21 protein-coding genes and 1 tRNA gene are annotated in these 22908 nt (G+C 70.9%); 7 read left to right on the top strand and 15 right to left on the bottom strand.

The genetic code is table 11. From position 1 onward, the window contains the following. Positions 1-44: 44 nt before the first annotated feature. The 5 genes from lat to ACFQRI_RS10590 all read right to left on the bottom strand — a co-directional run bounded on the left by lat (position 45) and on the right by ACFQRI_RS10590 (position 8251). Positions 45-1400 carry an L-lysine 6-transaminase gene (lat, locus tag ACFQRI_RS10610; protein WP_380667154.1) on the bottom strand — a complete coding sequence of 452 codons (1356 nt, stop codon included), beginning with the start codon at positions 1398-1400 and terminating at the stop codon, positions 45-47. A 170-nt stretch (positions 1401-1570) separates the two neighbouring features. Beyond that, a complete protein-coding gene (locus ACFQRI_RS10605; protein WP_380667152.1) occupies positions 1571-2350 on the bottom strand; it encodes an SAM-dependent methyltransferase in 780 nt (259 codons plus the stop codon). A 100-nt stretch (positions 2351-2450) separates the two neighbouring features. Next, positions 2451-3215 carry an SDR family NAD(P)-dependent oxidoreductase gene (locus ACFQRI_RS10600; RefSeq protein ID WP_380667150.1) on the bottom strand — a complete coding sequence of 255 codons (765 nt, stop codon included), beginning with the start codon at positions 3213-3215 and terminating at the stop codon, positions 2451-2453. A 116-nt stretch (positions 3216-3331) separates the two neighbouring features. After that, positions 3332-5023, bottom strand: coding sequence for an AMP-binding protein (locus ACFQRI_RS10595; protein ID WP_380667148.1), 1692 nt, complete (start codon positions 5021-5023; stop codon positions 3332-3334). Between the two features lie 24 nt (positions 5024-5047). Further along, the gene (locus ACFQRI_RS10590; RefSeq protein ID WP_380667146.1) at positions 5048-8251 is read right to left on the bottom strand and encodes a carboxyl transferase domain-containing protein; all 3204 of its coding nucleotides are present in this window, start codon (positions 8249-8251) and stop codon (positions 5048-5050) included. Between the two features lie 122 nt (positions 8252-8373). On the opposite strand from ACFQRI_RS10590, the gene ACFQRI_RS10585 reads away from it, so the two are divergent. Further along, positions 8374-8991: a TetR/AcrR family transcriptional regulator gene (locus ACFQRI_RS10585; protein ID WP_380667144.1), complete on the top strand. Its 618-nt coding sequence runs from the start codon at positions 8374-8376 to the stop codon at positions 8989-8991. 60 nt (positions 8992-9051) lie between these two features. Here ACFQRI_RS10585 and ACFQRI_RS10580 read toward each other — a convergent pair whose 3' ends face one another. From ACFQRI_RS10580 to ACFQRI_RS10560, 5 genes are all read right to left on the bottom strand, one after another. Next, the gene (locus ACFQRI_RS10580) at positions 9052-9444 is read right to left on the bottom strand and encodes a DUF2267 domain-containing protein (RefSeq protein WP_380667142.1); all 393 of its coding nucleotides are present in this window, start codon (positions 9442-9444) and stop codon (positions 9052-9054) included. Between the two features lie 100 nt (positions 9445-9544). Continuing rightward, complete coding sequence (locus tag ACFQRI_RS10575; RefSeq protein WP_465269718.1) at positions 9545-9727, bottom strand: CsbD family protein; 183 nt, start codon at positions 9725-9727, stop codon at positions 9545-9547. 371 nt (positions 9728-10098) lie between these two features. After that, positions 10099-10449, bottom strand: a complete 351-nt coding sequence (locus ACFQRI_RS10570) for an arsenate reductase/protein-tyrosine-phosphatase family protein (protein WP_380667326.1) — start codon at positions 10447-10449, stop codon at positions 10099-10101. A gap of 104 nt (positions 10450-10553) precedes the next feature. Further along, positions 10554-11648 carry an ACR3 family arsenite efflux transporter gene (gene arsB, locus ACFQRI_RS10565; protein ID WP_380667138.1) on the bottom strand — a complete coding sequence of 365 codons (1095 nt, stop codon included), beginning with the start codon at positions 11646-11648 and terminating at the stop codon, positions 10554-10556. Further along, a complete protein-coding gene (locus ACFQRI_RS10560) occupies positions 11645-12007 on the bottom strand; it encodes an ArsR/SmtB family transcription factor (RefSeq protein WP_380667136.1) in 363 nt (120 codons plus the stop codon). The genes arsB and ACFQRI_RS10560 overlap by 4 nt, the downstream gene beginning before the upstream one ends. A gap of 83 nt (positions 12008-12090) precedes the next feature. On the opposite strand from ACFQRI_RS10560, the gene ACFQRI_RS10555 reads away from it, so the two are divergent. Then, positions 12091-12519 carry an ArsI/CadI family heavy metal resistance metalloenzyme gene (locus tag ACFQRI_RS10555; protein ID WP_380667134.1) on the top strand — a complete coding sequence of 143 codons (429 nt, stop codon included), beginning with the start codon at positions 12091-12093 and terminating at the stop codon, positions 12517-12519. Positions 12520-12661: 142 nt separating this feature from the next. Here ACFQRI_RS10555 and ACFQRI_RS10550 read toward each other — a convergent pair whose 3' ends face one another. From ACFQRI_RS10550 to ACFQRI_RS10540, 3 genes are all read right to left on the bottom strand, one after another. Continuing rightward, on the bottom strand, positions 12662-15127 hold the full coding sequence (locus tag ACFQRI_RS10550; protein ID WP_380667324.1) for an EAL domain-containing protein: 2466 nt from the start codon (positions 15125-15127) through the stop codon (positions 12662-12664). Positions 15128-15443: 316 nt separating this feature from the next. Beyond that, positions 15444-15518: transfer RNA gene (locus ACFQRI_RS10545), tRNA-Val, on the bottom strand. 64 nt (positions 15519-15582) lie between these two features. Then, a complete protein-coding gene (locus ACFQRI_RS10540; RefSeq protein ID WP_380667132.1) occupies positions 15583-15867 on the bottom strand; it encodes an SH3 domain-containing protein in 285 nt (94 codons plus the stop codon). Positions 15868-16364: 497 nt separating this feature from the next. Between ACFQRI_RS10540 and ACFQRI_RS10535 the strand changes: the two genes are divergently transcribed. Then, entirely contained in the window at positions 16365-17846 is a 1482-nt protein-coding gene (locus ACFQRI_RS10535; RefSeq protein WP_380667130.1) for a SulP family inorganic anion transporter, read from the top strand. An 85-nt stretch (positions 17847-17931) separates the two neighbouring features. Here the strand turns inward: ACFQRI_RS10535 and ACFQRI_RS10530 are convergent, their stop codons facing one another. After that, the gene (locus ACFQRI_RS10530; RefSeq protein ID WP_380667128.1) at positions 17932-19152 is read right to left on the bottom strand and encodes an NADP-dependent isocitrate dehydrogenase; all 1221 of its coding nucleotides are present in this window, start codon (positions 19150-19152) and stop codon (positions 17932-17934) included. Positions 19153-19368: 216 nt separating this feature from the next. On the opposite strand from ACFQRI_RS10530, the gene ACFQRI_RS10525 reads away from it, so the two are divergent. The 3 genes from ACFQRI_RS10525 (at position 19369) to ACFQRI_RS10515 (ending at position 21015) form a co-directional block, all read left to right on the top strand. Continuing rightward, positions 19369-20202 (top strand): metal-dependent hydrolase, encoded by an 834-nt coding sequence (locus tag ACFQRI_RS10525; RefSeq protein WP_380667126.1) that lies wholly within the window; start codon positions 19369-19371, stop codon positions 20200-20202. Between the two features lie 131 nt (positions 20203-20333). Continuing rightward, complete coding sequence (locus ACFQRI_RS10520) at positions 20334-20762, top strand: hypothetical protein (RefSeq protein WP_380667124.1); 429 nt, start codon at positions 20334-20336, stop codon at positions 20760-20762. A gap of 52 nt (positions 20763-20814) precedes the next feature. Then, on the top strand, positions 20815-21015 hold the full coding sequence (locus tag ACFQRI_RS10515) for a DUF1918 domain-containing protein (protein ID WP_380667122.1): 201 nt from the start codon (positions 20815-20817) through the stop codon (positions 21013-21015). 40 nt (positions 21016-21055) lie between these two features. Here the strand turns inward: ACFQRI_RS10515 and ACFQRI_RS10510 are convergent, their stop codons facing one another. After that, positions 21056-21730 (bottom strand): TetR/AcrR family transcriptional regulator, encoded by a 675-nt coding sequence (locus ACFQRI_RS10510; protein ID WP_380667120.1) that lies wholly within the window; start codon positions 21728-21730, stop codon positions 21056-21058. An 86-nt stretch (positions 21731-21816) separates the two neighbouring features. Between ACFQRI_RS10510 and ACFQRI_RS10505 the strand changes: the two genes are divergently transcribed. Then, positions 21817-22848: a medium chain dehydrogenase/reductase family protein gene (locus tag ACFQRI_RS10505; protein WP_380667118.1), complete on the top strand. Its 1032-nt coding sequence runs from the start codon at positions 21817-21819 to the stop codon at positions 22846-22848. Positions 22849-22908 lie beyond the last annotated feature (60 nt).

Genomic DNA, 22908 nt, shown 5'->3' with positions numbered 1-22908 from the left:
GGGGCGGAGCCTCGGCGGCTCCGCCCCCCTAGAGCGGCTGCGGGTCAGGCGAGGGCGGCCAGGGTCTTGCGCAGCGCGGCGACGGCGTCGACGAGCTCGTCCGGACGCGCCGACAGCGGCGGGCGGGCGCGCAGCGAGTCCGGCCCGGACGGCAGGAACAGCGTGCGGTGGCTGTCCCGGGCGATCGCCAGGGCGCGGTCGCGGTCGGCGGGCTCGTGGAAGCTGATCGCGCACATCAGGCCCCGGCCGCGGGGCGAGTGCACCCGCTGCGGGAACTCCGCGGCCAGCTCGCGCAGCTCGGCCAGCAGCAGCTCGCCCATCGCGCGGCTGTGCTCGAAGAGCCCCTCCTCCTCGATCACCTCCAGGATCCGGGTCGCGCGGACCATGTCGGTCAGCGATCCGCCCCAGGTGGAGCTGATCCGGCTGGGCTCGCGGAAGGCGTTGTCGGCGATCTCCAGCACCCGGCGGCCGCCCATCACGCCGCAGACCTGCATCCGCTTGCCGAAGGCGACCAGGTCGGGTTCCAGCCCGAGCGCCTGGTGCGCCCAGGCCTGCCCGGTCAGCGCGCCGGTCTGCACCTCGTCGGCGACGGTGAGCACGTCGTGCTCGCGGCAGAGGTCCTGCACCGCCCGCAGGAACCGGGGCCGCAGGTGCCGGTCGCCGCCCTCGCCCTGGATCGGCTCGTAGACGAAGCAGGCGATCTCGGTTCCGTAGCGGCGCAGCGCGGCGCGGGCGGCGTCCAGCGCGACCTGCTCCTCCGGCAGCAGCTCGGCGACGTCCCAGCGCTCGCCGGGCTCGACGGCCGGGCTGGGGATGCGCGGCCAGTCGAACATCGGGTAGTCGCGGACCTTGTTCGGGTCGGTGTTGGTCAGCGATGTGGTGTAGCCGCTGCGCCCGTGGAAGGCCCGCTCCAGGTGCAGCACCCGGCTGCCGCGCACGGCGACGCCGCGGCGGGCGTTGAGCTTGGTCTTCCAGTCGAAGGCGACCTTGAGCGCGTTCTCCACCGCGAGCGTCCCGCCGTCGATGAAGAACAGCAGCGGCAGCTCGTCGACGCCCACCACGCGGCGGAAGGTGGTGGCGAAGCGGGCCTGCTCGACGGTGGCGAAGTCCGGGTTGGAGGGTTTGACCCGGCCGACGCGCACCAGAGCGGCCTCGAAGTCGGGCGTCCGCAGGCCGGGGTGGCCGTGGCCGAGCGGCGCCGAGCTGAAGTACATCGTCAGGTCGAGGTAGCGCGTGCCGTCGCGCGCGTCGCGCAGTCGGCAGCCGTCGCCCGCGTCGAGATCGGCCACGATGTCCATCAGGTCACCCGTGACCTGCGACTTCAACGTGCTGACGGGGTCGGCGGCGCGCTGGTCGGGTACGGCGGTCGGCTGCTGAACGGTCTCCTGCTGAGCGGTCATGTTTCGGCCTCCCGGCTGCGATGTGCGCGTGCGTCACGCACAACAAGAATTACAGCAGATTCGGCTCCATAAGCAATATGCTTCTTGTGATCGACCGGCCAGCAACAAAATCTTTTTGGCTGGGGCCGGCGGGTGCGGCGTCTTCCGGCGCGGGAGCTCCGGGCGCGCGGTCAGTCGAGGCGGCCGACGCCGCCGAAGAGGTGGACCGGGCGCGGGGTGCGGATGCCGTCGTCCGGCCGCCACAGCGAGCAGGTCACCACGCCCGGCTCCAGCAGCGTCGTGCCCTTGAAGAACTCCTCGATCTCCGCGGCCGTGCGCGGCCGGATCGGGGTGCCGCCGCGCTCGGTGATCTCGCGCATCGCCTCGCGCATCGGCTCCCCGTGGATCTCCGCGGTGGAGTGGGTCAGCACCAGGTAGCTGCCCGGGGCCAGCCCCGCGAGCAGGTCGGCCACGGCCGCGTGCGCCTCGGCGTCGTCCACGACGTGGTTGACCACGCCGAGCAGCATCAGCCCGACCGGCTGGTCGAAGTCCAGCGTGCGCTCGGCCTCGGGCAGGATCTCGTCCGGCCGGCGCAGGTCGGCGTCGAGGTAGTCGGTCCGCCCCTCGGGCGTGCTGGTCAGCAGCGCGCGGGCGTGCGCGAGCACGATCGGGTCGTTGTCGACGTAGACCACGCGGCTCTCCGGCGCGAGCCGCTGCGCGACCTCGTGGGTGTTGTTCGCCGTGGGCAGCCCCGTGCCGACGTCCAGGAACTGCCGCACGCCCCGGTCGACGAGGTGCCGGACCGCGCGCACCAGGAACGCCCGCTCGGCGCGGGCGCCCTCCGGGATGTCCGGGATCTGCGCGGCCGCGGCGTCGCCGGCCTCCCGATCGACCGCGTAGTTGTCCGCGCCGCCCAGCCAGTAGTTCCAGATCCGCGCCGACTGCGGCGTGCTGATGTCGAAGTCGGGCACGTGAACCACTCCTCGCTGGACCGGGCGCTCGGCGATCACACCGTACCGTCGATCTCGGCCGGGAGGGCCCGCGTCGAGGGAGGCCCTCGCGGGCCGGGGTTCACTGCACCGACCAGCCCCCGTCGGTCGGCGCGACCACGCCGTTGAGGTTGACCGCGTCGTCGCTGAGCAGGAAGCAGATCGCGGCCGCCTGCATCTCGGCGGTGGCCACCGGCGGCATCGTGCCCATGAAGGGCCCGGTGCGCCCCATCCCGAACTCGGAGATCTCGGACGGGAGCTGGATCCCGGTGGCCACCCCGCCGGGCGCCACCGCGTTGACCCGAATTCCCCTGTCCCCGTACATGAACGCGGAACTGCGGGTGATCCCCACGATCGCGTGCTTCGCCGCGGTGTAGGCGACCCCGGCGGCGTTGCCGCGCAGCGCGGCCTCGGAGGCGACGTTGACGATCGACCCGCGCCCCGCGGCCAGCATCGCGGGCACGATCGCGCGGGTCAGCCGCATCACCCCGTCGACGTCGATCCGGAAGACCCGCTCCCAGACCTCGTCGGAGATCTCGTGCACCGGGCTGAAGTCGTCCATCACGCCGGCGATGTTGGCCAGCCCGTCGACCCGCTCGCCGGCCCGCTCGGCGACGCGCGCCACGTCGTCGGCGCTGGAGATGTCCCCGACCACCGGTTCGATCCCCGGGACCTCCTCGGCCAGCTCGCCCAGCGCCCCCTCGACGAGGTCGGTGGCGATCACCCGCCCGCCCTCGCGCGCGATCCGCGAAGCGGTGGCCCGCCCGATCCCGGACGCAGCCCCGGTCACCACCACCGACCGCCCGGAGAACCGCCCCTCCGCGATCCGCTCCACCCACTCGCCCACAACGCCCTCCTCAGAAATCTAAGTCGCTTGACTTAACGGTACCGCAGGGCGTTGGAGGCGTCGCAGTTTGGCCGGAAACCGCACCCCCTCTGGGGGTGCGGTTTCCGGCCAAACTGCTAGTGCTCATCGGAGAGGTGTTGGGCTCGGTCGGCCAGTTCGACCTTGCGGACCTTGCCGGTGGTGGTCATCGGGAACTCCTCGACGATCTCGACCAGCGGGACCTTGTAGGTGGCCATCTGCTCGGCCGCCCAGGTGCGCAGCGCCGCGGAGTCAAGGGCGTCGTCGGTCGCGCGGACGAAGGCGACCGGCTGCTGGCCCTTCTCCGGGTGCGAAGCGGCCACCACGGCCACCGAGTGCACCGCGGGATGCCTGCTGAGCAGGATCTCCACCTCCGCAGGGAAGACGCTCATCCCCTTGACCTTGATCAGGTCCTTGTTCCGGCCGAGGTAGTGCAGGTAGCCGTGCTCGTCGATGCGGCCCAGGTCCCCGGTGCGCAACCACCCGTCGCGGAGCTGGCGCGCGGTCGCCTCGGGCTGCTTCCAGTACCCGGTCATGACCGACGGGCTGCGCACGACGATCTCGCCCTCCTCGCCCAGCGGCAGCGGTTCGCCGGTTTCGAAGGACACCACGGCGATGTCGGTCCCCGGCACCGGCAGCCCGCAGAAGACCGGCTCGGCCCGGAGGTCCATGTCGTCCTCGGCCAGCGCGTACGGCGTCGCGTCGAAGGTGTGCGTCTCGGTCATGCCGTAGGCGCCCTCGCGCAGCAGCGAACCGGGACCCACCGCCGCCGACCAGCGGTGGCGGACCTCGGTGTCGAGCTTGCGCACGAACGAGACCGCCATCGGGTCGGTCAGCGAGCTCAGGTCGTGCTCGGCGAAGCGCGGGTGGTCCAGCAGCTCCAGGTAGTTCTCCACGGTGCCGACCGTGGTCGTGGCCCGGTGGCGGTCGATCGCTTCGAGGACCTCGGTCGCGTCCCACCTGGGCAGCAGCACCGAGGTGCCGCCCAGCACCAGCGGTCCGAGCACGCCCAGGTTCTCGCCCGCGATCCAGAAGATCGGGATGTAGCACAGCGCCACGAACCCGCCGTCGGAGCGCTGCTGGGTGGCACCGGCGGTCGAGGCCGCGGTGTAGAGCATGTGGCGCTGGGTGTGCTCGCAGCCCTTCGGCAAGCCCGTCGTGCCGCCGGTGTAGTTCAGCGCGGCCAGCGCGTCGAGGTCGCGCTCCAGCACCGCGGTCGGCGGGTGCGCCGCCGCGTCGGCCCACGGCGACGCAGCCCCGGCCTCGGGCGGGATCTCCGGTGCCGCCAGGTCGTCGCCGCGCAGCGGGTCGGCGGTCACCAGGACTTCCCGCACGGGGGTCTCGTCGCGCACCTGCGCCAGCACCGGGAGCAGCGAATCGGCGGTGATCACCACCTCGGCGCCGCTGTCGCGCAGCTCGTGCGCGAGCTCCGGGCCGCGGAACATCGGGTTGACCGGAACGTGCACCGCCCCGATCCGCAGGGCCGCCGCCATGGCGACGACGAACTGCGGGCAGTTCGGCAGGTGCACGGCGACCCGGTCGCCCGCGCGCACGCCCGCCGAGGAGAGCCACCCGCCGACCCGCTTGATCAGCTCGTCCAGCTCGCGGTAGGTGATCGTTCGCTGCCGGAAGACGATCGCGGGGTGCTCCGGCCGGTGCGCGGCCCAGTGCTCCACGTGCTCCGGGATGGTGATCTCGCCCAGCGGGTGGACGACCTCGTGCGGGGTCCCGGCCGGCCTCGCGCGGGTTTGGCGTGCTCGGAGGTCCTGGAGGTAACGGGTGAGATCCACGCCCACTTCCTTTCGCCGTGCGCGTCACCAGGTGTCGATGAAACCGCGGTGGGTGGTTCGGTCGCCGTTCGTCGTGGCGGTCGTGGTGATCCAGCTCCGGGTGTCGGCCGGGTCGATGACGTCGTCCAGCTCGAAGACGGCAGCGGCGTTGACCGCCTTGCCCTTGTCGTAGGCCTCGGCCAGCAGTTCGTCGAAGCGGGCCCGCCGCTGGTCCGGATCGGCGATCGCCTCCAGCTCGCGGCGGTAGCCGAGGCGCACCGCGCCTTCCAGGCCCATGGCGCCGATTTCGCCCGTCGGCCAGGCCGCCGTCGCCACCGGCGCGCGGAAGTGGCCGCCTGCCATCGCCTGCGCGCCCAGCCCGTAGCCCTTGCGCAGCACCACGCAGAACACCGGCACGCCCAGGTTCGCCCCGGTGACGAACAGGCGGCTGAAATGCCGCACGCCCGCGTCCTTCTCGGCCTCCGGGCCGACCATGAACCCCGGCGTGTCGCACAGCGAGAGCACCGGGAGCCCGTGCGCGTCGCACAGCTGCAGGAAGCGGGCCGTCTTGTCGGCCGCCTCGCTGTCGATCGCGCCGCCGAGGTGCTTCGGGTTGTTCGCGACCAGCCCCATCGGCCTGCCCTCCACCCGGACCAGCGCGGTGATGACCCCGACGCCGAAGTCGCGCCGCAGTTCGAGCACCGACCCGGTGTCGGCCAGTCCGCGCACCACCTCGCGCACGTCGTAGGCGCGCACCCGGTTCTCCGGGATCGCGTGGCGCAGCACCCGCTGATCGGCGCAGTCCCAGTCGTCGCGGTCGCCCTGGAAGTAGGAGAGGTAGGCCTGCGCGACGCGCACCGCCTCGGCCTCGTCGTCCACCAGCACGTCGATGACCCCGTTGGGCGCCTGCGTCGTGACCGGCCCGACCTCCTCCGGGCGGAACGAGCCGAGGCCACCGCCCTCGATCATCGCCGGTCCGGCCATCCCGATGGTCGAGTCGCGGGTGGCGATGATGACGTCGCAGCAGCCGAGCAGCGCGGCGTTCCCGGCGAAGCAGCGCCCCGCGGCGATGCCGATCGTGGGAACCTTCCCGCTGAGCCGCCCCATCGCCGCGAACGTCGTGACGTCCAATCCGGACGCCGAGGTGGTGTCGGTGTCGCCCGGACGACCGCCGCCGCCCTCGGCGAACAGCACGACCGGCATCCGCTGCCGCTCGGCCAGCTCCAGCATCCGGTCGGTCTTGCGGTGGTTGAGCAGCCCCTGGGTCCCGGCGAGCACCGTGTAGTCGTAGGACATCACGACGCACCGGCCGCGCCGGGCCCCGAACAGCTCGCCGTTGACCTCGCCGATGCCGGTGACCATGCCGTCGGCCGGCGTGTTCGCGACCAGGTCCTCCAGCGAGCGGCGCCGCCGCTGCGCGGCGATGGCCAGCGCACCGTACTCGGTGAACGTGCCCGCGTCGCAGAGGTCCTCGACGTTCTCCCGCGCGGTGCGGTGGCCGACCCCGCGGCGCCGCTCGACGGCCTGCGGCCGGGCCGCGTCCAGGCCGATCTCGTGCCGCTCGCGCACCGCGGCCAGGTCCGGCCGGATCTCCTCGAGGTTCACCGGAACCTCCTGCGGCGCGGCCGTTTCCGTCCCGCCGTCGGCCGACAGCCGGATCAGCTCCTCGTCCTCGGCGACGGTTTCCCCTTCCGCGACCCGGATCTCGGACACCGATCCGCTCACCGGCGCGGTCAGCACGTGCTCCATCTTCATCGCCTCGAGCACCACCAGCTGCTGCCCGGCGGCCACCTCGTCGCCCGCGGCGACCTCGACCGAGACCGCGGTTCCGGCGAAGGGCGCGCGCAGCGAGTCCTCGCACCCCGCGGAGCCCTCGTCCGGGACCAGCTCACCGGCGCGGTCCTCGACGAAGGTGGTGGTGAACTTGCCCGCGCGGAACTCCGGGTGGTTGAGCACCGCCCGCAGGAAGGGCAGGTTCGTGTCGACCCCGGCGATCGCGAACTCGCCGAGCGCGGCCTCCGCCTGGGCCGCGGCCGAGGCGAACTCGCCGCGCGGCCGGTGCGCGATCACCTTGGCGAGCAGCGAGTCGAACCGGCCGTCCGCGGCGAAACCGGTGCGACCGTGGGTGTCCACCCGGACGCCCGGCCCGGACGGCGGTTCGAACGTCGTCGCGGTGCCGGTCGCGGGCCTGGCCGAGCCGTCGGCCCCGATCGACTCGGCGTTGACCCTGGCCTGGACGGCGAACCCGCGGGGCTCGGGGACGTCCTGCTGGGACAGCCCGAGCTCGGGCAGCGACGCGCCCCGCGCGACCTCGATCTGCGCGGCGACCAGGTCGATCCCGGTGACCTCCTCGGTGACCGTGTGCTCCACCTGCAGGCGCGGGTTGGCCTCGATGAAGTGGAACGCGCCGGATTCCTCCACCAGGAACTCGAAGGTGCCCAGGCTCGCGTAGTCCGTCGCGCGCGCCAGCGTCAGCGCCGACTCGATCAGGTCCTGCCGAACCTGCCGCGGCACCCCCGGGCTGGGCGCGATCTCGATCAGCTTCTGGTGGCGCCGCTGGATGGTGCACTCGCGGTCCCACAGGTGGATCAGGTCGCCCCGCCCGTCGCCCAGCACTTGCACCTCGACGTGCCGGACGCTGCGGAACAGCTGCTCGACGTAGACCGATCCGTCGCCGAACGCGCGCTCGGCCTCCGACCGGCAGCGCTCGAAGGCCTCCGGCAGCTCCGATTCCTCGAACACCGCGCGGATGCCCCGCCCGCCCCCGCCGGACACCGCCTTGACCACGACGCCGCTGCCCGCTGGCAGGTCGGCGAAGAACGCGCGCGCCTCCTCGACCGTGGTCGCCCGCGAGGTCGCGCGCGGCACCGGAACGCCGTGCCGGCGAGCCAGTTCGCGCGAGCGCACCTTGTCCCCGAACAGCTCCAGCAGCTCCGGCGACGGCCCCGCGAAGACCAGGCCCTCCTTCCCGCAGAGCTCGGCGAATCCGGGGTTCTCGCTGAGGAATCCGTAGCCGGGATGCACCAGCGAGCACCCGGCGCGCCGCCCGATGGCGGCGATCCGCTCGGCGTCCAGGTAGGCCGCGGCGCCCTGCCCGTCCAGCGCGTGCGCCGCGTCCGCGCGCCGCACGTGCGGGGCGTCCCGGTCCTCCGGTGCGTACACGGCGACGGTGCCCAGGCCCAGCCCGGCCGCCGCGCGCTGGATCCGGACCGCGATCTCGCCCCGGTTGGCGATCAGCACGCTGGACATCGGGCCACCTCCTGGTCAGCGCTGACGAGAGCTCCCGCGTGACCGGCGCAACACCACCGCCCACGGCCGGGACATTAGGTTGACGCTGACGTCAATGTCAACGCCGTGCGAGAATGCCCCGCATGGCAGGTGCGACCAAGGGGTGGGCGACCAGGGAGAAGCTGGACCGCAGCGACAGCGCGACCCGGGCCGGGCTGCTGGAAGCGGCGCGCGACGAGTTCGCGCAGCGGGGGTACGCGCGCACCACGATCGCCGGCATCACCGAGCGCGCCGAGGTCGGCCGCGCGACGTTCTACGTCTACTTCGCGTCCAAGGAGGACGTCTTCGCCGTGCTCGCCGCCGAGGTCCGCGACCGCTTCGTGCGCAGCCAGGACCTCTCCGGAGTGGACGCCGACGACCCGCGCGCGGTGGCCGCGGCCACGACCGCCGCCTGCCTGGACGCCTACGCCGAGAACCTCGCGCTGATCACGGTTCTCGAGCACCAGGCGATCACCGACCCGCACATGTACGCGCTGTGGGAGGAGATCCACGACCGTCCCCGCGAGCGCAGCGCCCGCTACGTGGAGCGCCTGGTGCGGCGCGGCCTGGCCAACCCCGCGGCATCGCCCGAGGCCGTGGCCACCGCCGCGGGCGGCATGATCGCCAGCTTCGCGCCCCGCGTGGTCAACGATCCCCGCGCCCGCGACCGAGCGGTCGCCGATCTCACCGAGATGTTCCTGCGCCTGCTGGGCGCCGGCTGACGAGAGGTGCCGGGCGGAACCGACGAGCGGTTCCGCCCGGCACCGGGCGATCGCGGCTTCCTACCGGAAGAGCTCGGCGATCGAGCCGGGCAGCTGCGCCTCGGTGTCGCCGGTCTCGCCTTCCGGAGCCCAGTCGCGCAACGTGGTCAGCACCGCGCGCACCTGCTGCTCGGTCGTCTCGAGATCCGTGGTGGCGATCTCACCGCTGACGCGGTCGAGGAACGCCGCCTTGTCCAGCGCGCGGGCCTGCCCGCCGCGCTGGGACAGCTCGTGCTGCAGTTCCGGCGGGAGCCCCTGCGTCAGGTCGTCGACCTGCCCTCCGCTGACGCTCTCGGCCAGCGTGGTCAGCGCGGCCCGCGACACGCGCGAGGCCTCGTCGGCGGACAGGCCGGTCTTGGACTGCACCTGTTCGACGAACGAACGCATCGTCGAGCTCTCCCAAACCGCTTCCATCGCAGTTCGTCTCCTTCCGCGCCCTCGAGCGCACCGCGCTTCGGCGGTGGAGCTGCGGACGCCGGTGGCGGTAGCGCCGCGGAGCTCGGCCGCGGTGCGGTCAGCTCTTCTTGTCGTCGCCGGTGAAGGCGTCCTTGACCTTGTCGACGGCCTGCTTGAGCTTGCCGCTCGTCTGCTCGGCCTTGCCCTCGGCCTGCCACTGCTCGTTGCCGGTGGCTTCACCGACCTTCTCCTTGGCCTTGCCCTTGAACTCCTCGGCCTTGTTCTCGGGCTTGTCGGTCACGGCCATCCCCTCCTAGGCGTCGAAGACCGGGCTCGGGCTCCGGCGTGCTTTTCCGGGCCCGTTCGCCGCGTACCCGCCGGACCGCCCACCTATGCACCAAACCCCCGATCCAACCCCGACCTCCACCCCCGAACCCCGAATCACCTCCCAATCCGCACCCCGAATCACCTCCCAATCCGCACCCCGAATCACCTCCCAATCCGGGTGCGGAATCACCTCCCAATCGGGGGGTCGAATTCGAGGGTTTTTGCAGGATTGCCCGAACGGGTGAAGCGGGGCTGCGCCGCCTAGCCGGAGGGTGGGGGCTCTGTTGGCGAGAGGGCCCCTCGCGGTTTTTCGCGCGAGGGGCCCTTCTCGGTGGTGGTGGGGGGTCAGCTGGTGGGGACGAGTTCGGCGAGCAGCTCGCGGACCCTGCGGTCGATGTCGTCGCGGATCTCGCGGACCGCTTCGACGCCCTTGCCCGCGGGATCGGTGAGCTCCCAGTCGAGGTAGCGCTTGCCGGGGAAGACCGGGCAGGCGTCGCCGCAGCCCATGGTGATCACCACGTCGGAGGCCTCGACGGCCTCGGTGCTCAGCTTCTTCGGGGCTTCCCGGGAGAGGTCCAGGCCGAGTTCGGCCATCGCCTCGACCACGGCGGGGTTGATCATCTCCGCGGGCGCCGAACCGGCCGAGTGGACGGCGACCGCGCCGCGGGCGTGGTGCTGCAGCAGCGCCGCGGCCATCTGGGAGCGGCCCGCGTTGTGCACGCAGACGAACAGGACTTCGGGGGTGGGCACGTTGATTCCTCCAGCTACCGACTGCTCGGGAACGCGGCGGTGCCGCCGCTTCAGGTGCGGGACTCGGCCGACGCCGCCGACGGGGCGAACCAGCGGCGGGCGGCCAGGGACACGTAGACCAGGGCGACCAGCACCGGCACCTCGATCAGGGGGCCGACGACGCCGGCCAGGGCCTGGCCGCTGGTGACGCCGAAGGTGGCGATCGCGACCGCGATGGCGAGCTCGAAGTTGTTGCCCGCGGCGGTGAACGCCAGCGTCGCCGAGCGCTCGTAGTTCAGCCCGATGGCCTTGCCCAGCGCGAACGAACCGGCCCACATGAGCGCGAAGTAGGCCAGCAGCGGCAGCGCGATGCGCGCGACGTCCAGCGGGTTCGAGGTGATCGCCTCGCCCTGCAGGGCGAACAGGATCACGATGGTGAACAGCAGGCCGTACAGCGCGACCGGGCCGATGCGGGGCAGGAAGCGCGACTCGTACCACTCGCGCCCCTTGGCCCGCTCGCCCAACCTGCGGGTCAGGTAACCGGCCAGCAGCGGGATGCCGAGGAAGATCAGCACGTTCTTGGCGATCTCCCACGCGGAGACCTCCAGCCCCGTGACCGGCAGACCTAGCCACCCGGGCAGCACCGACAGGTAGAACCAGCCGAGCGCGGCGAAGGCGATCACCTGGAACACCGAGTTCAGCGCCACCAGAACCGCGGCCGCCTCGCGATCCCCGCAGGCCAGGTCGTTCCAGATGATGACCATCGCGATGCAGCGCGCCAGGCCGACGATGATCAGCCCGGTGCGGTACTCCGGGAGGTCGGGCAGGAAGACCCACGCCAGCGCGAACATCAGCGCCGGGCCCAGCACCCAGTTCAGCAGGATCGAGGAGGCCATCAGCCGCTTGTCGCCGGTGACGGTGTCCAGCCGGTCGTAGCGGACCTTGGCCAGCACCGGGTACATCATCACCAGCAGGCCCACCGCGATCGGCAGCGAGATCCCGTCGACCTGCACCGAGTCCAATGCCGGCCCCAGGCCCGGGATCCAGCGCCCGGCCAGCAGGCCGAGCAGCATCGCCGCGCCGATCCACACCGGCAGCAGGCGGTCCAAGGTGGACAGCTTCGCCCCGACGGCGTCGGTCCGCGGAGCTTCCGCCAGCTCGCTCATGCGCTCACCACCGCGCCCTCGGCCGGCGCCAGGGCGTCGGAGACCACGCCCAGGGTCTCGGGCTTCACGCGGTAGTAGATCCAGGTCCCGCGCCGCTCGCCCTCGATCACCCCGGCCTCGCGCAGCACCTTGAGGTGGTGCGAGATGGTGGGCCCGGACAGCTCGAAGGCCCCGGTCAGGTCGCACACGCACGCCTCCCCGCCGGCGTGCGAGGCGATCAACGACAGCAGGCGCAGCCGCACGGGCTCACCGATCGCCTTGAACACCCGGGCCAGCTCGCCCGCCCGCTCGGCGCTCAGCGGCTCGCGCATCACGGGCGAGCAGCACAGGTCCGCTTCCCGATCCCCTTGATTCGACATTCTTCTATATTGACATCCGTCGAAAACAGGAGCAAGCTGCAGGGGTCGACTGATTCGACAACCATCTAAACAGGGGGTGTGCGATGTCACGCGCGCAATTGGCCCTGCGGGTCGGCGACCTGGAGAGCTCCATCGCGTTCTACTCGAAGCTCCTCGGCGTCGAGCCGGCCAAGCTGCGGCCCGGTTACGCCAACTTCGCCGTCGCCGAGCCACCGCTCAAGCTCGTGCTCATCGAGGGCGAGGCCGGTCAGGACACCGCGATCGACCACCTCGGGGTCGAGGTCGAGAGCACCGAGCAGGTCGACGCGGCCACCGAGCGGCTCGCGGCGCTGGGCCTGTTCACCGAGACCGAGCAGGACACCACCTGCTGCTACGCCCGCCAGGACAAGGTCTGGGTGCACGGTCCCGGCCGGGAGGCCTGGGAGGTCTACGTCGTCAAGGCCGACTCCGCGATCTTCGGCGCGGAGGCCGAGGACGCGCCGTGCTGCACCACCGCAGCAGCGGAGACGTGATCCAGAACGACGAAAACCCGCCGACGGCTCGTCGGCGGGTTTTCGAGCCAGCGACCGCGTTGCGGTCCCGCGGCGGCGCGGGACCCGCCCAGCGGACAGGGCGATCGGCCGGCTCTCGACCGGTTGTTCCGAAGCGCGGGACCTACGGATCGTCCGCTCGCAGTCGGTCGCCGCGAGTCCAGGAGCGCGGCGGAGATGCCATCAATTCCTCGATCGCGATGGGTTTGCTCAGGTAGTAGCCCTGGACGCGGTCGCAGCCGATGCTTCCGAGGAAGTCGAGTTGTTGAGCGGTTTCGACACCTTCTGCCACGACCTCGAGCCCGATCCCGTGGGCCATGGTGACGACGCTGGTGACGATGATCCGGAGTTCGTCGGACGCACCCAGGTCGGTGATGAACGAACGGTCGATCTTAAGAGTGTCCAGGGGGAGCCGTCGCAGCTGAGCCAGCGAGGAATATCCGGTGCCGAAGTCGTCGATTGCGAGTGACACGTCCAGCTCGCGCAAGGCGTGGAGCACCCGCGCTGCCGCCGTCGGGTCCTGCATGATCGCTTCCTCGGTGATCTCGAGGCACAGCGCCCGGCCGGGCAGGCCCGAATCCGCGAGGGCGCGCTGCACGAGAGCGCGCAGGCCGGGATCGTCGAGCTGGCGCGGCGAGAGGTTCGCGTTGAGCCCCAGGTCGAGCTGGTGCCGCTCGCGTTCGGCGGCGACTTGGCGGGTCGCCGTGCGCAACATGTGCGCGCTGACGGAATTGATCAGGTCGCTTTCCTCCGCCACCGGGATGAATTCGCCGGGTGGGATCGACCCGTGGGCCGGGTGCCGCCACCTCAGCAATCCCTCCACCGCCACCGTGCTGCCGGTGCCCAGATCGACGACGGGCTGGTAGGCCACCCAGAGCTGTTCCTGGTGCACGGCGCGGCGGAGGTCCTGCTCCAGATCCATGTGCCGCTGCACGCGTTTGCGGAGGTCCACGTCGAAGTACGCCGAGCATCCACCACCTCGCGCCTTCGCCTGGTACATGGCCACATCGGCGTCGCGCAGGAGGTCCTGGCCGGTTCGATCATCTCCGGGTTCGGAGACGACCATCCCGATGCTGCCGTTGACGTGGAGCTGCCTGCCGTCCACTCGGATCGGTTCGGCCAGGGCGGCGAGCAGGATCTTGCTTCGTTCGCCGAGGCTGTCGTCATCGATGTCGTCGTGGGCGAGGACCACGAACTCGTCCCCGCCGAGTCGGCCGACCAGGTCATCGGGGGGTGTTGCGCGCACCAGCTGCTGCCCGGCATTGCGCAACACCTCGTCGCCGACCGCGTGCCCGAGGGAGTCGTTGATGATCTTGAAGTTGTCCAGATCCAGGAACAGCACGGCCGTCGACTGCTGGCCCTGCCGGGCGTGCTCGAGGTGCCGGAGCACCAGCGTGCGGTTGGCCAGACCGGTGAGCGGGTCATGAGTAGCCTCGTGCTCCAAGCGGTTCTGGGCGGTCCGGGCCTCGGTGATGTCGGCGAACGACATGACGACCTTGTAGGGAGCACCTGCGGCGGTGTGCAACGCGCGAGTGGTGACCGCCAGCCACACGCTGCGGCCGTCGGCACCCTCAAAGCGGACCACCTCGGCGTTCACCAGATTTCCCGGCCACGGGGGCCGGAGAGTCTCCTCGCTCAGCGCCATCCCTTCTTGGTCGAACAGGCGCCAGGACATGGGTGTAGAACCGACGAGCTCGGACTCGGTCACACCGAGGATGTGGTGGGCAGCGGGGTTGGCCGACTCGATCACGCCCGACGAACTGAGCACGAGGACCCCCTCGCCGAGCGCATCGACCACAGTCGCGAAATCCTGCTCAGCTCGGTGGCGCTCGTCCTTCTCGTGACGAGCCAGCTCCTCCTGCATCTGCGCTGTGCGACGGGTTTCGCTCAGGATCCGCGCGCGCATCGCCTCCACTGCGCGCGCGACTGTCCTCAATTCAGGTGGACCTGCTGCTTGCACGGGGCGATCGAGATCGCCCTCCGACACGTGGTTGACCTGAAACACGAGGGTGCGCAACGGGCGTGTGAGGGAGTTGCGGAGCAGGAGGATCGCCGCTGCCCAGAAGAGGAGACCTACTACGACGAGGCTCCCGTTGAGCCAGATCGCGACGTTGCGGGCCGCATCGGCTTGAGCCGTTTTCGCGGCCGCGATCCCGTCGACTCGCGTGCGCAGCTCGATCAACGCGCTCCGCAGCGCGTTGGCCCGCTGCTCTTCGGACTGCCTCGCCGCGGCCGACAGGGTCGTCGGGCCGGGTTCGCCGCTGCGTGCGATCAGCGGCTCGACGGACTCGCGCCTCCAGGCTGCCGCGATTGCAGCGACCTGGTGCTCCAGCTCCTGCACAACCGGGTCGCTAGCCAGATGACGACGAATGGTTTCCCGGAGTTTGACGGCGTTGTTCTGTTCAGCCTCGTACGCCTCGAGGAAGAAGGGGTCATCGGTCAACAGGAACGCGCGCACGCGGTTCTCCTGTTCGGAATAGGACGTGCTCAAATGAGCGATAGCGTTCTGCGCCGGCACGACCTTGGTGACCAGGTCCGTCGTCGAGTCCACAGCTCGATTTCGCAGAGCGAACATCGCTCCGGCGATCATCGCGGTCACCACGATCAGGACCCCGACGAGCAGGTATATGCGTCCCAGCAGGGGGAATCGCCCTCGCCATCGCACAGCCATCCGACGAGTATGCGAGTTACCACTGCGGGCGACACTTCTGCGCAGGAGGTCGCATCGAGGCGGCTCGGCCGGCTGACGACTCCGCCGCTGGACGGGCGCAGCGCTTTGTCGCGGATCCCGCGGCTCCGTGCCGTCTCCACGGCTGATGCAGGTCGCATCACCACATCATCGCCGGTTGCAAGCTGAAAACGGCCCGCCCCGTGGAGGAGCAAGGCCGCTGACCTGCATAAACAGTTGGTGCGCGATACTGGGATCGAACCAGTGACCTCTACCGTGTCAAGGTAGCGCTCTCCCGCTGAGCTAATCGCGCTTCGCGGCGTCCCGCGTTGCTGCGATCAGTTTAGCGAACGGGCTCGCGGCCACCGGCAAGGGGCCTACGGCGCGCAGTCGCTCCCGGGAACCGGGGCGAGGAACTCCGCGGCGGCCCAGCTCCCCGGGTCGAGCTCCCGGAAGCCCTCGACCACGTTGGGCGTGGCCTCGACCTCCTCGCGGTGGCCGAGACCGCCGATGCGGGTGGCGCTCTCGCTCGGGCCGGAGCGGACGTTGAGGACGTCCGCGGTGACCTCGAACGAGCAGTCCGGGGCGGCGGATCCGCTGCCCTCCTGGTCGTTGCCGATCAGGTAGACCGCCCCGATGAGGCCGGCACCCGCGAGCAGCATCGGTCTGGGAAGTGGAACGGGAAGCACGGCGAACCTCCAGGTCAGGCACGTCGTACCCAGCTATAGCCGGAGCAGTTCGCCGGTGAGAAGCCGCGCCACCCGCTCGGGCCGCTGCTTCAGCTCCCCGTGGGTCGCCCGCCCGAGGGTCGTGCGCGTGCAGTAGTCGCCGAAATCCGCATCGCGTTTCTCCCCGCGCACGGAAATGCCGCGGGCGGATCGCGCGTTGGCCCCCGGCGGAGCCGCACCGGAGCGGGTCCGCCCGGGGTGGTCTAAATCGCACCGCCCGGGGCGGGCGCGGGGCCGGGTGCGTCATCTAATCTCCCGGGACGTCCTTCGACACCGCCCCCGGGTCGCCAACCCGGCCGGGCACCCCGCTACCGTCGTCGACTCCGTCTTGCGGCAGCGCTCGCCGCCGAACTCCTCTCACGCAGAAAATCGCGCCGCGCGGCGTCGTCCCGTGCTGCCCGGCGGCGCCCGAGCACGTCCAGGTGGTGCAAGTGCCGAAGTTCCCAGCTCTCACGCGTCCGGCGTGGCTGTCGCCGAAGGTCGCGCGCACCGAGATCCTCGCCGGGCTCGTAGTCGCGTTCGCACTGGTGCCCTCGGCGATCTCGTTCGCGATCATCGCCGGGCTCGACCCCGCCGTCGGGCTGTTCGCCTCGTTCACGATGGCGGTGGTGACCTCGATCGTCGGCGGGCGCCCCGCGATGATCTCCGGCGCGACCGGGGCGGTCGCGCTGGTCGTCGCGCCGCTGGCCAGGGAGCACGGATTCGGCTACCTGGTCGCCGCGATCATCCTCGGCGGGCTGATCCAGATCGCGCTGGGCGCGCTCGGCGTGGCGCGGCTGATGCGGTTCATCCCGCACAGCGTGATGGTCGGCTTCGTCAACGGGCTGGCCATCATCATCTTCCTCAGCCAGGTCCCCGACCTGGTCGGCGTGCCCTGGCAGGTCTACCCGCTGTTCGCCGCCGGGCTGCTGATCATGGTGCTGTTCCCCAGGATCAGCAAGGTCGTCCCGGCGCCGCTGGTGGCGATCGTGGCGCTGACCGCGTTCACCATCGCCGCGGGCATCTCGGTGCCCACCGTGGGCGACCGGGGCGCGCTGCCGTCCTCGCTGCCCACGCCGGGACTCCCGGAGGTGCCGCTGAGCCCGGCGTCGCTGGTGCTCGTCGCCCCGTACGCGCTGGCCTTCGCCGTGGTCGGGCTGATGGAGTCGCTGATGACGGCCAAGCTGGTCGACGACATCACCGCCACCCCCTCGAACAAGACCCGCGAGTCGGTCGGCCAGGGCGTGGCCAACGTGGTGACCGGCGTGTTCGGCGGCATGGGCGGCTGCGCGATGATCGGTCAGACGATGATCAACGTGCGGGTCTCGGGCGCGCGCTCGCGGCTGTCGACCTTCCTGTCCGGCGTGTTCCTGATGCTGATGTGCATCGCGCTGGGGCCGTGGTTCTCCCGGATCCCGATGGCCGCGCTGGTCGCGGTGATGGTGCTGGTCGCCTTCTGGACCTTCGACTGGAACAGCGTCCGGCCGGAGACGCTCAAGCGGCTGCCCGCCGGGGAGCTCGTCGTGATGGCGCTGACCGTGACCGTGGTGGTGGCCACCGACAACCTGGCCATCGGGGTGCCGGTCGGCATCATCGCGGCGAGCCTGATCTTCGCCCGCAGGGTGGCGAAGTCGGTCGGGGTCACCTCGGTGACCGACCCGGACGGCGAGCACGTGGTCTACGCGGTCACCGGATCGCTGTTCTTCGCCTCCAGCAACGAGCTGGTCGACCGCTTCGACTACGCCGGCGACCCCGGCCACGTCTACATCGACCTCACCGACGCGCACATCTGGGACGCCTCGACGGTGGCCGCGCTGGACTCCGTCAAGTCCAAGTACGCCTCGCTGGGCAAGGCCGTCGAGATCATCGGCCTCAACCAGGACAGCGAGGAGCTGCACCGCAGGTTGACCGGGGCCCTCAGCGAAGCCCACTGAGCCGGGGGCGCGGAACTGCGCGCCAACGCAGAAGCGCCGCTCCCCGCGCGTTCGCGGGGGCGGCGCTTCGCGGTGGGCCGGAAGGTCAGCGCTCGGCCATCTTCTTCTGCAGGTTCTCGTCCAGGCTGGCGAGGAACTCCTCGGTGGTCTGGAAGCCCTGCTCGCCGCCGACCAGCAGCGCCAGGTCCTTGGTCATCTTGCCGCTCTCGACGGTCTCGATGACGACCTTCTCCAGGTCATCGGCGAACCCGATGACCTCGGGGGTGGAGTCCATCCGGCCGCGCGCGGCCAGGCCGCGGGTCCAGGCGAAGATCGACGCGATCGGGTTGGTCGAGGTCGGCTTGCCCTGCTGGTGCTGGCGGTAGTGCCGGGTGACCGTGCCGTGCGCGGCCTCGGCCTCGACCGTGCCGTTGGCGGTCATGAGCACCGAGGTCATCAGACCCAGCGAGCCGAAGCCCTGCGCGACCGTGTCGGACTGCACGTCACCGTCGTAGTTCTTGCAGGCCCACACGTAGCCGCCCTCCCACTTCAGGGCGGTGGCGACCATGTCGTCGATCAGCCGGTGCTCGTAGGTCAGGCCCTTGGCCTCGAACTGGGCCTTGTACTCGTTCTCGTAGATCTCCTCGAACACGTCCTTGAACATGCCGTCGTAGGACTTCAGGATCGTGTTCTTGGTGGACATGTAGACCGGGAAGCCGCGGTCCAGGCCGTACCGGAACGAGGCGTGCGCGAACTCCTCGATGGACTTGCGGTAGTTGTACATGGCCATGGCCACGCCGCCGTCCTCGCCGAACTTCGCCACCTCCATCTCGATCGGCTGGGAGCCGTCTTCCGGGGTGTAGGTGATGGTCACGGTGCCCGGGCCGGGGACCTTGAAGTCGCTGGCCTTGTACTGGTCACCGTGGGCGTGCCTGCCGATGATGATCGGCTTCGTCCAGGTCGGGACGTACCGCGGGATGTTCGAGATGACGATCGGCTCGCGGAAGATGACGCCGCCGAGGATGTTGCGGATGGTCCCGTTCGGGCTCCGCCACATCTTCTTCAGGCCGAACTCGTCGACGCGGGCCTCGTCCGGGGTGATGGTGGCGCACTTGACGCCCACCCCGTGCTTGGCGATGGCGTTGGCCGCGTCCACGGTCACCTGGTCGTCGGTGGCGTCCCGGTGCTCGATGCCCAGGTCGTAGTAGTCGAGGTCGATGTCCAGGTAGGGGTGGATCAGCTTGTCCTTGATGAAGGACCAGATGATCCGGGTCATCTCGTCGCCGTCGAGCTCGGCGACCGTGCCCTGGACCTTGATCTTGCTCATGTGGCGGGGTGCTCCTCTCGCGAGAATGCAAGCGGTACAAGCGTACTGCTATCGGATTCGATTGTGCCTTGCCCCCGTCGCCCACCACCAGAGCGACCGGGGCGCGATACGCCACTATCGACGAATGCGCCGCCCCGCCGTGATCTTCTTCTAAGGTCGAACAGCAGAACGATGATCTCGTCGAGCGACCGCTGCGACGGGCGACCCAGGAGTGAGATGGCAACCGGACCGACGCACGCGATGAGCGGGTTGGCCGCTTGGGCCGCGGTGACCGCCCTGGCCGACACGCACGCGATAGGCCAATTATCCCCGAAGACCTGGGTGGTGGGGGCCACCCTGGCGTCCGGGGCCGCGCTACTGCCCGACATCGACCACCCGAAGTCGACCGTCGCGGCCACCTTCGGCGCCATCTCGCGGGGCGCATCGGCGGCCCTCTCCGGGTTCAGCGGCGTCGTGTACCGGCTGACGCGCACCAAGAAGGACAGCGACCGGGAGGGAACGCACCGCGGCTTCACCCACACCGTGGTCTTCGCGCTGCTGGCCGGGCTCGTGACCACCGCCATCGTGCAGAGCAGCCAGGGCGGGGCCCTCGGCGTGCTGATGTTCTTCTTCGCCGGGCTGGCCGTTCGCGGGATCGCGCACACCTGGAGCGCGAAGTCCGACGCGCTGCTGATCGCGGCGACGTCGTTGCTGCTCACCGTGGCCTGCTGGGCCTGGACCGGGGACCAGCCGACCCAGGCGGCCGCCTTCGGCGTGGCGGTGATGATCGGCTGCGTGGCGCACTTCATCGGCGACGCGATCACCGAGCAGGGCTGCCCGATGCTGTGGCCGGTGCCACTCGGGGGCAAGACCTGGTACCCGGTGGCCCCGCCGAAGAAGCTGCGCATGACCACCGGGGGCACGGTCGAGATGGCGATCATCGGGCCGGGCCTGACGCTGGCCGCGGTGTGCCTGAGCTCGGTGGTGCTGTACCGCATCGGCGCCGCTCCCTGGCTGGCCGGGCTGGACCTGCCTCCCGCTGTGATGTCATGGGTGGAGAACGGCCCGTGAGCGCTCCGCCTACCGGACTAGGGTTTAGACCATTCGCAGCCAAAACAAGACAAACGGAATAAGCCTCCGGTCTACCCGATAAGGTGCAGTTGCGACACCAACGCGGTGTGGCGCGAAGCCCCGGAGGGAAGATGCGAGCTCGAATGCGGATCGCGGCCGCGGCCCTGGCCCTGCCCCTTGCGGCGGGGCTCGCCGCGTGCGGCGAACTCCAAGACGCCCAGCAGGGACTCCAGGACGCCAACCAGCGGATCCAGGACGGGCAGCGCAACCTGGACAACGCCCAGGCCTGCGTGGAAGCCCTCAGCGCGGCGAACTTCATGCCGAACTTCGCCGACCCGCAGCGGGCCCAGCAGGACGCCCAGGTCAAGGTCCGGGAGCTGCAGCAGCTGGCCGAGCGCACCCGGGACGAGGCCCTCAAGCAGGACCTGCTGGACGTGCAGCGTTCGGTGCAGCAGGTGGCCGACGGCAAGATCGACATCGAGGCCAGCGACGACTGGGTCTCCGGGCAGCTCGACAAGTACCAGGCGGTCACCACCACCTGCTCGGAGCAGGCCGGCTGAGACTGCGTGCTGTGTCGTGCGTCACCTAACCTTGGGTCGGAGGTGATGCGCGATGCGAGCAGCCGTGGGTGATCGCCTGCACGTGCACAGCAGGCACATCAACGAGGCGGAGAAGTACGGCGAGATCGTGGAGGTCCTCGGTTCCGATGGCGAACCGCCCTACAAGGTCCGCTACAACGACGGCCACGAAGGACTCGTCTTCCCCGGCAGCGACTGCGTGATCGAACCACCGGCGCCGCGGCAGGGGGACTGATCCCGGAGGCCGGCCGCCCGCGGCCGGCCTCCGGAACTCCTCACCAGCTCCCGGTGAGGATCGATTCCACCTCGGCCCGGAACAGCGGCTCCGGGTCCACTCCCATCCCGGCGAACTGGCCGGTGACCTCCAGGCTGATCATGCCGTGCAGCCGCGACCAGGCGCGGACCGCCTTCTCCAGCACCGGGGCGGGATGCCCGACCCCGCCCCTCCGCTCGCGCCAGGCGAGCAGCTGCCCGCCGAGCGCGCCGGAGCCGCCGCCGGCCGGCGGGCCGGCCTCGGCCAGGACCTCCAGGATCGGCCGGAAGGCGCGGTCGGCGAGCTCGACGGTCTCCTCCGAAGCGCGGAAGCCCGGGACCGGCGTGCCGAAGAGCAGCAGGAAGCGCTGCGGCGCGTCCAGCGCCCAGCCCCGGAAGCCCACCGCCAGCTCGCGGAACCCCTCCTCCGGCGCGCCCGGGCGGTGCTCGTCGGCGAGCCGCTCCAGGGCTTCGGCCAGATCGCGGTAGCCGTCGGCGACCAGCTCGGTCAGCAGCGCGTCGCGGTTGGCGAAGTAGCGGTAGAGCGCGGGGCCGGTGATGCCCATCCGCTTCGCGATCGCGTTCACCGAGATCCCGGCCGCCCCGGACTCGGCCAGCTGCTCCATCGCGACCTGCTTGGCCTCGTTGCGGGTCTGCTCCCGGAAGCGTTCGCGCGGGCTGCGCGGCTCTGCTGACATCGTCCCTCCTTGACGGCACCACGGTAACAGCCTCATATTGACGTTAGAAGTTCTAACTCCTGTTACTGCTTATCATGGAGGTCGTCATGCCGCTCAACGGCACCGAAGTCGTGCTCACCGGGCTCGACGAGGTCCAGCTCCGGCAGGCCGCACCACCCGCGCCCGGGCCGCACGGCGTGCTGGTCCGCACCGAGGCGACCGGCGTGGCCTTCGCCGAGGTGCAGATGCGGCGCGGGCGCTACCCGGCGCAGCCCGCCTTCCCCTTCGTCCCGGGATACGACCTGGTCGGCGAGGTCGTCGCGGTCGGGTCCGCGACCTCCTGGCGGGTCGGGCAGCGAGTGGCGGCGATGCCGCGCACCGGGGCGTGGGCCGAGTACGTCGAGATCCGGGACCGCGACCTGGTCGAGCTCCCCGCCGGGATCGATCCCGCGGAGGCGGTTTCGCTGGTGGTCAACGGGGTCACGGCGCGGCAGCTGCTGCGCGCCTCCGGCGCCGGGAGGGGACGAACCGCGCTGGTGCACGGCGCCGGCGGCGGGATCGGCACGCTGCTGACGCAGCTGGCCGCGGCCGAGGGGATCCGGGTGATCGGAACGGCTTCCGCGCGCAGGCACGCCGCCCTCGCGCACGTGGGAGCCGAGTTGATCGACCACCGCACCGAGGACGTCGCGGCGCGCGTCGCCGAGCTCGCCCCCGACGGGGTGGACGCAGTCTTCGACCCGCTGGGACCGGCGAGCCTGCCCACCTCGTGGCGGCTGCTGGCACCGGGAGGCGTGCTGCTCAGCTACGGCAGCTCGGCCACCCTGCACGACGCCGGCCCGTGGTGGCGGCCGTACGCGAGCATCGTCGGCCTGCTGGCGCGGTGGGAGCTGGCGCGGCTGCTCGGTCGGACCGGGCGGCGCCGCGCGCGGATGTACTACGTGCGGGCCGACGCGCGGTTCCGGGAGGATCTGACCGAGCTCTTCGCGATGGTCCGCGGCGGACGGCTGCGCCCGCTGATCGCCGACCGGCTCGGCCTGCAGGACGCCGAGCGGGCGCTGGACCTGCACCTCTCCGGCGAGCGGACCGGTCGCATCGTGCTGCTGCCCGGTTCCGATCGCGCCGGAGGGCCGAAATGTTAGCTGGTTTGCACCAGCCCGGGCTCCCGGTGCGCGTGCCGCGTCCTTAAGGTGTGTCGCGAT

Source organism: Saccharopolyspora griseoalba (genome assembly GCF_042665275.1).
GTDB lineage: Bacteria > Actinomycetota > Actinomycetes > Mycobacteriales > Pseudonocardiaceae > Saccharopolyspora > Saccharopolyspora griseoalba.
Note: the sequence above shows the minus strand (reverse complement) of the source record. Positions and strands in the feature narration are given on the sequence as shown.